Below are 14468 nucleotides of genomic sequence, written 5' to 3'. Positions count from 1 at the left end.
GGCTCGCGCCACCGGGCGACTCTTGGCCGGCGCAACAGGCACCCGCTCGCCCAGCAAGGGCCCTTTGTGGCGCCCGGGCCGGGCCGGGTGGCCGCTGGTCTTGGCCCCCGGTCGCCCTGCCGCCTTGACAGGCGAATGGGCGCCCGATTTGGGGCCTGACTTCCGGGTTTCTGTGGCGGCCGGTGCTCTGGCTTTAGCCCTTATAATGTTGCTCACCACGTTACTGCCGTAAGTATTTGATTTTTCTGATTTTACCTGGGCTCAGGCCCACGCAGGATCGGGCAGGAATCAAGGCCAGACAAAGGTCATGCCGGCGGCAGCAAGGTGGCGATGGGGCTTGATGCCCGTCAAGCGCGAAGCCTTGAACCCCATCAACAAACGGTGATGCAACACAAACGCCCGGCGGCGGGCCCTGTCCCCAAGTGACACGGCGGCCACTGTGTGTGTGTGGCAGAGCGATGTAGAACGAACCACGCCGAATGCGCGCCATCCATGCCTTGTGCAAGGAGTCGCATTGGGTAGCAGACAAGGTATTCCACGGCAGCAGGCCGGTCGACCCATGGTTTGACCGCCTGCTGCCCGCGTCCAACAGTCCTCGCGGATGATTTCCCACACTCCCCCCACCCCCCACCGCTTTGCATGCAGCCCCGGCCCCGCGCCGGTGAGGTTGGCGCGCCGCCGTGGCCGGGCCGCGCAGCACCCTCGGGCCTTTGCCGCCCGCGCTGCGCGTTCATGGGAGCGGGCCTCCGCGCCGCCTGTTGCGCCGCACGCGCCAACGCTGGCCAGCTGAGCGCCCACCCCTCCAGGTGGCGCAAACACTGACAGTCCAGGGCGATTCCTTCCTCGGTTCCTCCGCATTGCCCGTGCATCGATGAGTCGCCGCCCGGCCAGGGTCTTCAAGACCCTGGCTGTCGCAGCGACGTGATGTGTGTGCGCACGGGCCGCTCGGGCCAGAAACCCGACGACCGCGCGCGAGGAGTGATGTCAATGAAACGCATGCTGATCAATGCGACGCAGCCGGAAGAACGGCGCCTCGCCATCGTCGACGGCCAGAAGCTGCTCGACTTCGAGACCGAGATCGAAGGCCGCGAACAGCGCAAGGGCAATATCTACAAAGCGGTCGTGACCCGCGTCGAGCCTTCGCTAGAAGCCTGCTTTGTCGACTACGGCGAAGACCGCCACGGTTTCCTGCCCTTCAAGGAAATCGCCCGCCAATACTTCCGTGAAGGCGTGGACGTGCGCACCGCACGCATCCAGGACTGCATCAAGGAAGGCCAGGAACTGCTGGTCCAGGTCGAAAAGGAAGAGCGCGGCAACAAGGGCGCAGCCCTGACCACCTTCGTCTCGCTGGCCGGCCGCTACCTGGTGCTGATGCCCAACAACCCGCGCGGTGGTGGCGTGAGCCGTCGCATCGAGGGCGAAGACCGCGAAGAGCTGAAGGAAAACCTCGACCAGCTCGAGTACCCCAAGGGCATGAGCCTGATCGCCCGCACCGCCGGCATCGGCCGTTCCGCCGCCGAGCTGCAGTGGGACCTGAACTACATGCTCAAGCTCTGGACCGCCATCGACGATGCGGCCAAGGGTGGCAAGGGCGCCTACCTGATCTACCAGGAATCCAGCCTGGTGATCCGCGCGATCCGCGATTACTTTACCGCCGATGTCGGTGAAATCCTGATCGACACCGACGACCTGTTCGAACAGGCGCACCAGTTCATGAACCACGTGATGCCCGACCAGGGCCATCGCGTGAAGCGCTACCGCGACGACGCGCCGCTGTTCAGCCGTTTCCAGATCGAGCACCAGATCGAAACCGCCCACAGCCGCACGGTCAACCTGCCCTCGGGCGGCGCCATCGTGATCGACCACACCGAAGCGCTGGTGTCGGTGGACGTCAACTCGGCCCGCTCGACCCGCGGCGGCGACATCGAAGAGACCGCCACCCGCACCAACCTCGAAGCCGCCGATGAAATCGCGCGCCAGATGCGTCTGCGCGACCTGGGCGGCCTGATCGTGGTCGACTTCATCGACATGGAAGAGTCGAAGAACCGCCGCGAAGTCGAGCAGCGTCTGCGTGACGCCCTGCGCAATGACCGCGCCCGCGTGCAGTTCGCCTCGATCAGCAAGTTCGGCCTGCTGGAAATGAGCCGCCAGCGCCTGCGCCCGGCCCTCAGCGAAGGCAACCACATCACCTGCCCGCGCTGCAATGGCACCGGCCACATCCGTGACACCGAGTCTTCGGCGCTGCAGATCCTGCGCATGGTCCAGGAAGAGGCGATGAAGGACAACACCGCCGCCGTGCACGTGCAAGTGCCGGTGGAAGTGACCTCCTTCCTGCTGAACGAGAAGCGCACCGAGATCACCAAGATCGAACTGAAGCAGCGCGTCACCGTGCTGCTGGTGCCCAACAAGCACCTCGACACGCCCAACTACAAGCTGGAACGCCTGCGCCACGACGACCCGCGTCTGGAAAACCTGCAAGCCAGCTACACCATGATCGAGGAGCCGACCGACGAAGTGGGCATCACCCGTCGTGGCGACAGTGACAAGGGCCGCAGCAAGCAAGAGCCGGTGATCAAGGGCATCCTGCCCGAGCAACCCGCGCCCATGCCCACGGCACCGGCCCCCAAAGCCGAACCGGCTGCACGCACGGCCTCGGCCGCTGCCGCACCGGTGGCAGCAGCCCCGGCCGCTGGCGGTGGCTTCTTCGGCTGGATCAAGAGCCTGTTCGGTGGCCCTGTGGAAGCCCCGGCACCCGCACCGGCAGCCGTCAAACCGGCCGCGGCCGGCGGTGAACGCAAGCGTGAAGGTGGACGCGAAGGCGGCCGTGAAGGTGGCCGTGACGGCGCTCGCGGTGGCCGTGGTGGCCGTGCCGAGCGTGGTGGAGAGCGTGGTGGCGAACGCGCCGAACGCGGCTCTGAACGCAATGGCAGCAAGCGCGAAGGCGCCGGCCGCGGGGAAGCACGTGGAGAAGCACGTGGCGAGGGCCGTAACGAAGCCCGCACCGAAGGTCGCCCAGAGCGTGCCGAGCGCCCGGAACGCGCCCGTCGCCCGGAACGCGCCGAAGGTGGCGAAGTCCGCGCAGAGCGCAGCGAGCGTCCGGAACGCGCCGATCGCCCCGAGCGCAGTGCCGAGCGCCCTGAAGGTGGCCGTCGCCCGCGCGGTGAACGTGGTGAGCCGCGTGCCGATCGTGGCGAGCGCAACGAACGCAGCGAGCGCAACGGCGAACAAGCCGCAGCCGCTCTGCCAGCCAGCCTGAACGAGCAGCAGCAACAAGACTTCGTCGACACCCAGCCGGAAGGCGTGGCAGCGAGCGGCCAGGTGCAAGGCGAAGCTTCGGCCGATGGCGAACAAGGTCAAGGCAGCGAAGAGCGCCAAGGTCGCGGCCGCCGCCGCCGCCGCGGTGGCCGTGACCGTGAAGACGGTCGCAGCGTCGAAGCCGGTGACAACGCCGGCGCGGCCGAAGGCAGCAGCGAAGCCAAGGACAGCGCGAGCGAGCAAGCAGCAGCCGGCGACAACGCAGCCGAAGCAGCAGGCGCCGCACCGGCCGAGGGCGCCGAGCCCAGCGAAGGTGGCGAAAGCCGCCGTCGCCGTGGTGGCCGTGACCGCGTCCGCCGTGAACGCCGTGATGACGCTGGCGAGGCAGGAAGCAGCAGTGCCAACGAAGCCAATGCCGAAGGCGCCGCAACTGAAGGCGTGACCGAAGCCACTGCAGCGCCCGCCGCTGTGGCGTCGGAGGCTCCGGCAGCGCCTGTGCAACTGGATCTGGCCGCCGAGGCCGTGGCCAGCGCGCCGGTTCCGGCGGCAGCACCCGCCGCAGCGCCTGCTGTTGCAGTGGCCGCACCGGCACCGGTTGCCGCCTTGCCCGCCTTCGAGCTGCCCATGGACGACCTGCAGGCGCTTGCCGCCTCCAGCGGTCTGCAATGGGTGAACTCGGATGCCGACAAGATCCGTGCCGTCCAGGAAGCCATCGCCGCCGAGCCGAAGCCGGTCCATGTGCCGCGTGAACGCGCGCCCGTGGTCAGCATCGACGAAGGCCCGCTGGTGCTGGTCGAGACCCGCAAGGACCTCTCGCAGTTCAAGCTGCCTTTCGAGCAGTAAGAAGCCAAGCCGGGGCCGCTAGCCCCGGTCGCGTGCTCTCGCCCTTTGGAGGGCTGGGCAGATGCCCCAGCCCCACCGACAATGCCGCCTCGCTGCACTCCAGCCAGGCGGCATTTTTTCGTCCGCACGCTCAACTCGCTGCTTGTTCAGTGCGTTAGCGGCCGGCGAGCCACCGTCCCAATCACACGCACATCACACGCACTCGAGGGAGTCCTTGTTCATCATGTCCCAGCACCTCAAATCCACAGGCCTGACCCGCGGCCTGGCCGCCCTGCTTCTGCTCAGCGCCGGCCTGCTGCCAGCCAGCCAGGCGGCAACGCCCAAGGCCAAGGTCGCCGCCGCGGCGGCGGCCACGAATGAAGTCGAGCTGCGCTTCTTCCCCCTGCCCCAGCAACGCCACCAGATCCGTTCCGTGATGGCCATGAAGATGGACATGCGCATGGAGCCGCTTGAGGGCATGAGCGAAGACGAGCGCGCCAAGATGGAGCAGGCCATGCAGGCCGCCAAGATGCCCATGACCATGCGTAGCGAGTTCGATCAGCAGATGACGACCACGGCCGCCGACAAGCAAGGCAACTTCCAGCTGCAACTGCGCGGCAAGAGCCTGCCCATGGAGATGACGAATGCCGCCGGTGAGCGCGTCGGCCCGCCCAAGGCCACGATGGACATCAAGATCGATGCCAAGCTGAATCAGAAGACCGGCAGTTTCGAGTCCATGAAAGTGGCGGGCCTGGACGCCGCAGCCAGCGGCATGTCCGAAGGGCTGCTGAAACAGCTGTTGATGAGCATGCGTGGCCTGGAAGGCCGTCGCCTCAAGGTCGGCGAGTCGGCCGAGATGCCGCTGGACATGGCCTTGCCGATCCCCAAGGGTCCTGGCATGAACCTGAAGATGGTCGGCCGCTACACCCTGCTCAAGCTCGAGCAAGGCGTGGCCGACTTTGACGTCGGCGTGAGCATCAGCATGGACATGGATGGCAGCACCCCCGATGCCGCATCGAGTGCTGCACCGGCGTCATCAAGCCCAGACGCCTCGGCAGCGGACACCGCCAGCAGTGCCCCGGCTGCCGCGGATCCCAAGAACCAGCCCATGCCCTCGATGAAAGCCTCCGGCCAGGGCAAGGGCCGCATGAGCTTGCGCCTGGCCGACCGCCTGATGCTGACGCAGCAAATGGAAATGACCATGAGCATGCGCATCGAGGCTGCCGGCAAGCCCGCCATGAATATGAGCATGGACATGCAGATGGAAGCCAGCGGCAAGAACCTCAAGCGCTGAGTTCGAACGGATGCTTCTGGCAGCCGCGGGTCAGAGTGCCTGGGGCTGTCGCGCCTCCCAGGCGCGTAAAGCCTGGCGGTACTGGTCCATGGCCAGGTCATGCAGATCGAAGATGCAGGGATCACAGCCATTGCCGCAACAGGCATCCAGATCAGGTGCCAGGGGCGGCTCAGGCCTGGGATCGGGCGAGACAAGCTCAGTCATGGCAAGGCAGGCCTCTGAAATTCACGGCAGGCTTTGCAAAGCCTGGTGGTAGGCCGGGTCGTGCATCAGCTCGTCCCAGGTCAGCGGCGCTGACTGCGGCAGCAGGCCGGCACGGCGGGCCTCGCTCTCGGCGCTGGGCTGCCAGTCGCCGCGGGCCTGGGCGGCGAGCAGGCCATCGAGGAACTCGTCCAGCGCACGGCCGCCGTCGACGTTCGACTGATTGCACAAGAGCACCAGATCGCAACCGGCCTGCAGCGCCGCCAGCGCCGCGTCCACGTAGCCAATCGCACGGCCTTCCAGCACGCGGGCGCCGGCCATGCCCAGGTCGTCGCTGAAGATGGCGCCGCCAAAGCCCAGGCGCTCGCGCAGAATCTCCTGCAACCAGCGCGCACTGAATCCGGCCGGGCGGGCATCGACCTTGGGGTAGATCACATGGGCCGGCATCACCGCGCCGGTGCTCATGACCAGCCATTCAAACGGTTTCGCATCCTCGGCCAGGATGGCCTTGAGGCTGCGCCGGTCCACCGGCACCTCGGTGTGCGAGTCGGCCTTGACGTAGCCATGGCCGGGAAAATGCTTGGCGCAACTGGCCATGCCGGCCAGCAACAAGCCATGCTGCAAGCTCTTGGCCAGCAAGGCCACCACGCGTGGGTCGCGGTGGAAGCTGCGGGTGCCGATCACAGAACTCTCGCCATAGTCGAGATCCAACACTGGAGCGAAGCTGAAATCCACGCCACAGGCGCGCAGCTCGGCGGCCAACACAAAACCGGCGGCAGTGGCTGCCGAAGTGGCCTGCAGCGCATCCACCATCCAAAGCTCGCCGAGACTACGCATGGCTGGCAGGTGGGTGAAGCCATCGGTCTGGAAACGCTGCACGCGGCCTCCCTCGTGGTCCACGCAGATCAGCACATCAGGCCGAATCGACTTGATCTCGGCCGTCAGCGCCAGCAACTGGGCGCGGCTCTCAAAGTTACGAGCAAACAGGATCAGGCCGCCGACCAGCGGGTGGCGCAGGCGCACACGCTCGGCATCGCTCAGGCTCAGGCCGGCGACATCAAGCACCACAGGGGCGTGTTGCAGGTCTTCCATCGTCTTTGTCCGTCTCTCTAGGGCTTTCAGGCCAGGGTTTCGACCACCACAAAGCTGGTCGCGTAATCGGTTTCGTCGCTGACGCTGACCAGGGCGCGCAGGCCCTGGGCTTCAAACCAGCGGCCCAACTCGCCATGCAGGCGGATCTCGGGCTTGCCGCTGGGTGCGTTGAGGATCTCGCAATCGCGCCAGTTCATGGGCATGCGCATGCCCAGGCCGATCGCCTTGGAGAAAGCCTCCTTGGCGGAGAAGCGGGTGGCCAGAAAGCTCAGGCCCCGGCTCTCGGCGCGGGCACGGCGTGCGCGAAAGACTTCCAGCTCTTGCGGCCCCAGCACCTTTTCGGCGAAGCGCTCGCCGCGCCGCGCCAGGGTCTCGCGCATGCGGCGGATGTCGCAGACATCGGTGCCAATGCCGTAAATCATGCCTCGGGCTCCAGCGGCGCCCAGCCCAGCAGCTCGTTGCGATGCTGCTGGCCGCCCAGTTCGAACCAGGCCTCGCCCCAGAGGCTGGCGCCCTCGCGGCGGTAGAAGCGCAAAGCGCCTTCATTGCCGACCCAGGCACTCAGCCACAGCGAACGCTCAGGCCAGGACTGGCGCGCCTGGTGCAGCAGTTTGAGGCCCAGGCCTTGGCCCTGGCTGTGTGGCGCCACGTAGAGGCGCTTGAGCTCCACCGCGGGGCCCGACACGGCCACCGGGCAGACCGCACTGTCGTCGAGGTGGGCCCAGGCCAGCAAGGTGTCGCCGCGCTCGATCACCCAGTGACGGTTCAGATCGACGGACTGGCGCAGCAGTTGTTCGTCGAAGTCGCGCTTCAAGTACTCGGCCACCGTGCTGTTGACGCCGCCCTCGGCGGCATAACGGTCCAGCCAGACCCAGCGCGCCAGAGCTGCGATGCGCAAGGCGTCGTCGGGCTGGGCCGTGCGCAGGTCGAGAAAAGCGGGCTTCTTGCTCATGTCGGTGTTCAGGGCGCGTAAATCAGGGCGAGTAAATCAAGGCGAGTAAGCGCGCTGGATGCAGCGCTGGTACTCGCGAACAGTTTCGGTGTAACCCAGCTCCAAGGCATCGGCGATCAGGGCGTGGCCGATGGACACCTCCTGCACGCCGGGCACGGCGCGCAAGAACAGGCTCAGGTTGTCGCGGTTGAGGTCATGGCCGGCGTTGATGCCCAGGCCGACGGCCAAAGCGGCCTCGGCCGTGCGGGTGAAGCCAGCCAGCACCTCGGCCTCGCAGGCGGTGCCGAAGGCGCTGGCGAAGGTTTCGGTGTAGAGCTCGATGCGCTCGGCGCCCAGCGCGGCCACCTGGGCCATGGCCTCAGGCAGCGGGTCCATGAAGAGGCTGACGCGCACGCCCAGGCTTTGGCATTCCGCAATCAGCGGCGCCAGGCGCTCGCGATCGGCCGGCAGGTTCCAGCCGTGGTCGGAGGTGAACTGGTCCTCGCTGTCGGGCACAAAAGTCACCTGATGCGGACGCAACTCGCGCACATAGTCCATCAGGTTCTGGGTCGGGTTGCCCTCGATGTTGTACTCAGCATGCGGCCATTGCTTCATCAGCGTCGCCAGCTCGCGAACATCGGCCGGGCGGACGTGGCGCTCGTCGGGGCGCGGATGCACGGTGATGCCCTGAGCGCCGGCCAGCAGGCAAGCCTCGGCCGCGCGCAGCACGCTGGGGATGCCCAGATGGCGAGTGTTGCGCAACAAGGCCACCTTGTTGACATTGACCGACAGGGCACAGCGCTGGCCATGCGCAAAGGCAGCAGAGGCTTCGGGAGCAAGCAAAGGGTTCATGGCGTTCTTCGTTTCTACAGTCCGGTAAGACAGGCGGTGCGCCGTTCAGTCCAGCAATTTCTGCACATCCAGCATCACCTGGCGCGTGCGCAAGGGCTTGCCGCCCAGATGATAGTGAAGCAGGCCGCGCAGCGCTGACTTGAGCTGGGGCAAGACCGGGGCGCAGGCCTGCTGCAGCGCAGCCATGCTGCCGTGCAACAGCGCGGCCTGCAAATGGATCAGGGTGGCGCCGTCGAGGCCGCCCGCCTCGGCCAGCGCTGGCTGCACGCCAGCTTCGGCAGTCAGACCATAGCTGCGCTCCAGCTGGAGCGGCGCTTGCGTCAGCGTCACCACGCTGAGGTCGGGCAGCAGGCCCGTTTCCACCAGCAGACGCAGCTCAAAGGCCCGCAGCGCCGCCTGCGACTGCGCATCCTCGTTGGCATGCAGCTGCGGCAGGGTCTGGGCATAAGCATCAAACAGATGGGGGTGCGCATCCTGCCGGGCCAGCAGCTTGAGCAGCAGCTCGTTTAGGTAATAACCCGAAAACAGTGCGGCTCCGGCGGGCAAGGTGCTGCCTCCGGCCCATTCGGCCGCACGCAGGGTGACAACTTCGGCCGGGTTGCCATCCGTGGACTTGGCCGGCTTGGACAGGGTCACCTGGATGCGCTGAAACGGCAGCAGCACCGCGCGCAGCTGCGAGTACGGCCGCTTGGCGCCCTTGGCCACGACAGCGAGGCGCCCTTGCTCGCGAGTGAACAGGTCCAGGATGAGGCTGGACTCGCTCCAGTCGTACTGGTGCAGGACAAAGGCCTGTTGAACCGCAGGCGTGCGAGTGCTACGAGCCATCAGCGAAGGCGACGGCAGCGGGCATTCACTCGTAACCGTAGGTGCGCAAGTGTTCTTCGCTGTCGGCCCAGCCCGAACGCACCTTGACCCAGAGTTCCAGGAAGACGCGGCCATCCATCAGATGTTCCAGCTCCTGGCGTGCCTCGGAGCCGATGCGCTTGAGGCGCTCGCCGCCCTGGCCGATGATCATGCCCTTGTGGGCATCGCGCTCGACGACGATGGAGGCCGAGATGCGGCGCAGTTCGCCCTCGTCTTCCCATTTGTCGATGATCACGGTCGAGGTGTAGGGCAACTCGTCACCGGTCAGGCGAAACAGCTTCTCGCGGATGATTTCGCTGGCCAGGAACTTCTCGCTGCGGTCGGTCAGCGCGTCGCCGTCGTAGAACCAGCCCTGCTCGGGCAGGTAGGGCTTGAGGATCTTGAAGAGGCGCTGGACATCGGCGTCCTTCTTGGCCGAGAGGGGCACGAACTCGCTGAAGTTGCGACGCTCCTGCATGCTCTTGAGCCAGGGGGCCAGGTCGGCGCGGCGCTGCACAGCATCGAGCTTGTTGGCGATCATCACCACCGGCTTGTCCTGCGGCAGCAGTGACAGCACCTTGGCATCGTCCAGGCCGAAACGGCCGGCTTCCAGCACATAGAGCACCAGATCCACGTCGCCGAGCACGCCGTGCACGGTGCGATTCAGGTTGCGGTTGAGCGCCGCGTTGTACTTCATCTGGAAGCCGGGCGTGTCCACGAACACGAACTGCGCTTCATCCACGGTGCGCATGCCGGTGATGCGGTGGCGCGTGGTCTGCGCCTTGTCCGAGGTGATGCTGACCTTCTGGCCAACCAGGGCGTTGAGCAGGGTCGATTTACCAACATTGGGCCGGCCGACGATGGCGATCAGGCCGCAGCGCTGCGGCGTGCCATCGGCCATCTTGCCGTTGTTGGCACTGGCAGCAGCGGCTTCGGGCGACAAGGAGGTCGCGCCCGAGCCGGCTGCCGGAATGGGCGGCAGCGCATAGGTCACGACAGGGGCCGGCACGGGAGCAGAAGCAGAGCCAGAAGCAGCAGCGGAGCCTTCGGGCGAAGCGTCGTCCGGCGTGGTGGGAGTGTGGGTCATGGGGTGTCGGCGCGCGGCCGCTCCTTTTCGCGCAAGCCAGAACTTGGCTTGTCGAGGGCAATCAGTTCGTCGAGCAGGCGACGGGCGGCTTCTTGTTCGGCGATGCGGCGGGAACGACCCTCGCCGCGCGTGGCCAGCTTCAGCGCAGGCACGGCGCACTCGACCTCGAAGGTTTGGGCATGGGCCTGGCCGCGCGTGTCGGTGATGCGGTAATTGGGCACCGGCAAACGGCGCGCCTGCAGCATTTCCTGCAGCGCCGTCTTGGCGTCCTTGGCCCAGCGGTCGGTGGCTGCGCCAGCCAGCAAATCGCCGAGCATCTTGCGGACCACCTCAAGCGCGGCCGGATACCCTGCGTCGACAAAGGTCGCGCCGATGATGGCTTCGAGCGCATCAGCCAAGATCGACGGGCGCTGTGCGCCGCCACCCTTGGCCTCACCGTCGGAAAGACGCAGCACGGCAGGCAAGCCCAAATCCAGGGCCAGGCGATGCAGGCTGTCCTCGCGCACCAGATGGGCGCGGATGCGGGTCAGGTCGCCCTCATCCGAACCGGCATAGCGCTCGTATAAAAGGCTGGACACGGCCAAGCTGAGCACCGCGTCGCCGAGAAACTCCAGGCGCTCGTAATGGTCGCTGCTGAAGCTGCGATGTGTGATGGCGCGGCTCAGCAATTCGGGGCGAGCGAAGCGATGCCCCAGGCGCTGCTGCAGGGCTTGAAGTGGCGCGTTCATGCGAAGCTGTGGCCGGTGCGTGTTGGAAAGGCTTGGGTCGCAGGAATCAGCCGGGCCGGAGCCGACTTCAACGCGACTTGCCTTCGTACTTGATCAGCAAGTAAACCGGGCCGGCCAGGTCGACCTGCTTGTCGTAGGCAAAGCTGATCTGCAGCTTGTCGTTCTCTTTGCTGACCACCAGGTCCTGGCTGCGGATGCTGACCATGGAGTACTCGACCTGCTGCGCGGTTTCGAATGCCGCGCGCACGGCGGGCACCGTGCTCGGGTTGGACGCTGCGATCCGGTCGACGACGCGCTGGATGGTGTAAAACTCCAGCACGGTAGGAATCACCCGCGCGACCACCACGCCGCCGAAGGCCAGCAAGACGGCCCAGAACAGCAGCCCGAACAGACTGACCCCACGTTGGCCGCGTTGGCCGCGCTGGAGGCGCTGATCTCGCCCATGGGCCAGGCCACGAATTGACTGAGGACGACGCATCGAGAAACCCTCTCCCTGATTTTCAAAACGCTGAGCCAAGATGGCGGTGCCCGCAGGCCGGATCGGCCTCAATTGAAGGGGCCGATGCGCTTGAGATTACCGAAATTCATCCAAACAAAGAAGGCCCGGCCGACGATGTTTTCATCGGGCACAAAACCCCAGAAACGCGAGTCGCCCGAGTTGTCGCGGTTGTCGCCGATCATGTAGTAGTAGCCCGCCGGCACGGTGCAGCGCACGCCTTCGATGGTGTACTTGCACTGATCCTGATACGGGAACGGGCCGTCCGGACGGTTGGGCTGGAACACCGGCTGAGCCTGCGGATTGACCAGCATCTGATGCTGCTTTTCGCCGAGCTTTTCCAGGAAGCGCGGACGGTAGGTCATCGAGCTTTCGTCGTAGAAATCACCCTGGGGCTGAACTTCAGTCGGCTTGCCGTTGACGTAGAGCTTCTGGTTCAAATAAGCGACCTCATCACCGGGCACAGCCGCCACGCGCTTGATGAAGTCGATGCTGGTGTCCACCGGCCAGCGGAACACCATCACGTCACCACGCTTGACCTCGTTGTTGGAAATGATTTTCTTGTTGATGACCGGCAGGCGCACGCCGTAGTGGAACTTGTTCACCAGGATGAGGTCGCCCACGAGCAGGGTCGGCACCATCGAACCCGAGGGAATCTTGAACGGCTCGAACAGGAAGGAACGCAGCACGAACACGGCCAGGATGACCGGGAACAGGCCGGCGGTCCAATCGAGCCACCACGGCTGCTGCAGGATCTGCTGACGCGCCGACTCGACATCCCCGTCAACGCGGCTGATGCCCTGTGCGGCCAAGGACTGACGACGCTGAGCGTCGGCTTCCAGCAAGGCCTGCGCCGCGCGGGCACGGGCCGGCTGGAAATGAAAGCGCTCAGCCAGCCAGTAGGCCAGCGTGAACAAGGTCAGGACGAACAGCAGCAGCGAAAAATTGCCAGTCCAATAGCCGGTGTACCAGCCACCCAGGTAAGCGACGAGAGCCGCATAGAGAATTCCGGTCAGTGCACTCATCAATCGATCACTTGGGTTTGGAGAGGGGTTAGTCGTCAACTTGCAGAATCGCCAGGAAGGCTTCCTGAGGCACTTCAACCGAGCCGATCTGCTTCATGCGCTTCTTGCCGGCCTTCTGCTTTTCCAGCAGCTTGCGCTTGCGGGAAATGTCACCGCCATAGCATTTTGCCAGCACGTTTTTGCGCATCGCCTTGATGTTCTCGCGGGCAATGATGTTGGACCCGATGGCGGCCTGAATCACCACGTCATACATCTGACGCGGGATGTGCTCACGCATCTTGGCCGCCACACCGCGGCCGCGGAACTGGCTCTGCACGCGGTGGACGATGATGGACAGCGCATCGACCTTGTCGCCGTTGATCAGGATGTCGACCTTGACCACATCGGAGGCGCGGTACTCCTTGAACTCGTAGTCCATGGACGCGTAGCCGCGCGAGACGGATTTCAGCTTGTCGAAGAAGTCCAGCACGATCTCGGCCAGCGGCATCTCATAGGTCAGCATGACCTGACGGCCGTGGTAGGCCATATTGATCTGGTTGCCGCGCTTCTGGTTGGCCAGCGTCATCACCGGGCCGACATAGTCCTGCGGCATGTAGAGGTGGACCGTGACGATGGGCTCGCGAATTTCTTGCAGCAGGCCCAGCTCCGGCATCTTGGACGGGTTCTCGACCTCGATCACCTTGCCGTCGTTGAGCAGCACCTCGTAGACCACGCTGGGCGCTGTGGTGATCAGGTCCTGATCGAACTCACGCTCCAGGCGCTCCTGCACGATCTCCATATGCAGCAGGCCCAGGAAGCCGCAGCGGAAGCCGAAGCCCAGCGCCTGCGAGACTTCGGGCTCATAACGCAGCGAGGAGTCGTTGAGCTTGAGCTTCTCGAGCGCATCGCGCAGCTGGTCGTATTCGCTGGCCTCGGTCGGGTACAGGCCCGCAAACACCTGGGGTTGAATTTCCTTGAAACCGGGAAGCGCTTCTTCGGCCGGGCCCAGATTGTTGGGCAGCTTCTTTTCCAGGGTGATGGTGTCGCCGACCTTGGCCGCCTGCAGCTCCTTGATGCCGGCGATGACGAAACCCACTTCGCCGGCATTGAGCTGCTCACGCTTCTCGGACTTGGGCGCAAACACGCCCAGATGCTCGGCTGGGTAAATGGCATTGGAGGCCATCATGCGGATGCGTTCGCCGCGTTTCAAGGTGCCGTCGACCACGCGCACCAACATGACCACGCCCACATAAGCGTCGTACCAGCTGTCGATGATCATGGCGCGCAGCGGCGCCTCGACCACGCCCTTGGGCGGCGGCATGCGGGCGATCACGGCCTCGATGATTTCGTCGATGCCCATGCCGGTCTTGGCACTGCAAGGAATCGCGTCGGTGGCGTCGATGCCGATCACGTCTTCGATCTCGGCCTTGGCGTTGTCCGGGTCGGCGCTCGGCAGGTCCATCTTGTTCAGTACCGGCACCACTTCCACGCCCAGGTCCAGCGCGGTGTAGCAGTTGGCCACGGTCTGTGCTTCCACGCCCTGGCTGGCGTCCACCACCAGCAGCGCGCCCTCACAGGCCGACAACGAGCGGCTGACTTCATAAGAGAAGTCCACATGCCCGGGCGTGTCGATCAGGTTGAGGTTGTAGGTCTTGCCGTCCTTGGCCGTGTATTGCAGGGAGGCCGTCTGCGCCTTGATGGTGATGCCGCGCTCGCGCTCGATGTCCATCGAGTCCAGCACCTGCGCTTCCATTTCGCGATCCGACAGACCACCACAGCGCTGGATGATGCGGTCTGCCAAGGTGCTTTTGCCGTGGTCGATGTGGGCGATGATGGAGAAATTGCGGATGTGATTCATGCTGT

At 65.3% G+C, this 14468-nt stretch carries 13 protein-coding genes; 2 read left to right on the top strand and 11 right to left on the bottom strand.

Going from position 1 to position 14468, the window contains the following annotated elements:
* Positions 1-987: 987 nt before the first annotated feature.
* Together ACQY39_RS09470 and ACQY39_RS09465 are read left to right on the top strand one after the other, a co-directional pair.
* On the top strand, positions 988-4098 hold the full coding sequence (locus ACQY39_RS09470; protein WP_428505578.1) for an Rne/Rng family ribonuclease: 3111 nt from the start codon (positions 988-990) through the stop codon (positions 4096-4098).
* A gap of 223 nt (positions 4099-4321) precedes the next feature.
* Complete coding sequence (locus ACQY39_RS09465; protein ID WP_428505576.1) at positions 4322-5371, top strand: hypothetical protein; 1050 nt, start codon at positions 4322-4324, stop codon at positions 5369-5371.
* Positions 5372-5401: 30 nt separating this feature from the next.
* Here ACQY39_RS09465 and ACQY39_RS09460 read toward each other — a convergent pair whose 3' ends face one another.
* From ACQY39_RS09460 to lepA, 11 genes are all read right to left on the bottom strand, one after another.
* Positions 5402-5575 (bottom strand): oxidoreductase-like domain-containing protein, encoded by a 174-nt coding sequence (locus ACQY39_RS09460; protein ID WP_428505574.1) that lies wholly within the window; start codon positions 5573-5575, stop codon positions 5402-5404.
* 21 nt (positions 5576-5596) lie between these two features.
* Positions 5597-6664, bottom strand: a complete 1068-nt coding sequence (nagZ, locus tag ACQY39_RS09455; RefSeq protein WP_428505572.1) for a beta-N-acetylhexosaminidase — start codon at positions 6662-6664, stop codon at positions 5597-5599.
* Between the two features lie 26 nt (positions 6665-6690).
* Positions 6691-7086 (bottom strand): holo-ACP synthase, encoded by a 396-nt coding sequence (acpS, locus tag ACQY39_RS09450; protein WP_428505570.1) that lies wholly within the window; start codon positions 7084-7086, stop codon positions 6691-6693.
* Entirely contained in the window at positions 7083-7616 is a 534-nt protein-coding gene (locus tag ACQY39_RS09445) for an N-acetyltransferase family protein (protein WP_428505568.1), read from the bottom strand. The genes acpS and ACQY39_RS09445 overlap by 4 nt, the downstream gene beginning before the upstream one ends.
* A 36-nt stretch (positions 7617-7652) precedes the next feature.
* Entirely contained in the window at positions 7653-8447 is a 795-nt protein-coding gene (locus ACQY39_RS09440) for a pyridoxine 5'-phosphate synthase (RefSeq protein WP_428505566.1), read from the bottom strand.
* A 45-nt stretch (positions 8448-8492) separates the two neighbouring features.
* The gene (gene recO / locus ACQY39_RS09435) at positions 8493-9272 is read right to left on the bottom strand and encodes a DNA repair protein RecO (protein ID WP_428505564.1); all 780 of its coding nucleotides are present in this window, start codon (positions 9270-9272) and stop codon (positions 8493-8495) included.
* Positions 9273-9297: 25 nt separating this feature from the next.
* On the bottom strand, positions 9298-10377 hold the full coding sequence (era, locus tag ACQY39_RS09430; RefSeq protein ID WP_411970012.1) for a GTPase Era: 1080 nt from the start codon (positions 10375-10377) through the stop codon (positions 9298-9300).
* The gene (rnc, locus tag ACQY39_RS09425) at positions 10374-11105 is read right to left on the bottom strand and encodes a ribonuclease III (protein ID WP_428505561.1); all 732 of its coding nucleotides are present in this window, start codon (positions 11103-11105) and stop codon (positions 10374-10376) included. The genes era and rnc overlap by 4 nt, the downstream gene beginning before the upstream one ends.
* Before the next feature lie 67 nt (positions 11106-11172).
* Complete coding sequence (locus ACQY39_RS09420; RefSeq protein WP_428505559.1) at positions 11173-11583, bottom strand: DUF4845 domain-containing protein; 411 nt, start codon at positions 11581-11583, stop codon at positions 11173-11175.
* A gap of 68 nt (positions 11584-11651) precedes the next feature.
* Positions 11652-12626 carry a signal peptidase I gene (lepB, locus tag ACQY39_RS09415; RefSeq protein WP_428505557.1) on the bottom strand — a complete coding sequence of 325 codons (975 nt, stop codon included), beginning with the start codon at positions 12624-12626 and terminating at the stop codon, positions 11652-11654.
* 28 nt (positions 12627-12654) lie between these two features.
* Positions 12655-14463: a translation elongation factor 4 gene (lepA, locus tag ACQY39_RS09410; protein ID WP_263520309.1), complete on the bottom strand. Its 1809-nt coding sequence runs from the start codon at positions 14461-14463 to the stop codon at positions 12655-12657.
* Positions 14464-14468: the final 5 nt, after the last annotated feature.

This window comes from Roseateles sp., from assembly GCF_965262435.1.
Classification (GTDB): domain Bacteria; phylum Pseudomonadota; class Gammaproteobacteria; order Burkholderiales; family Burkholderiaceae_C; genus Paucibacter_A.
The sequence above is the reverse complement of the archived record's forward strand: the minus strand, read 5'-3'. Positions and strand labels throughout refer to the sequence as shown.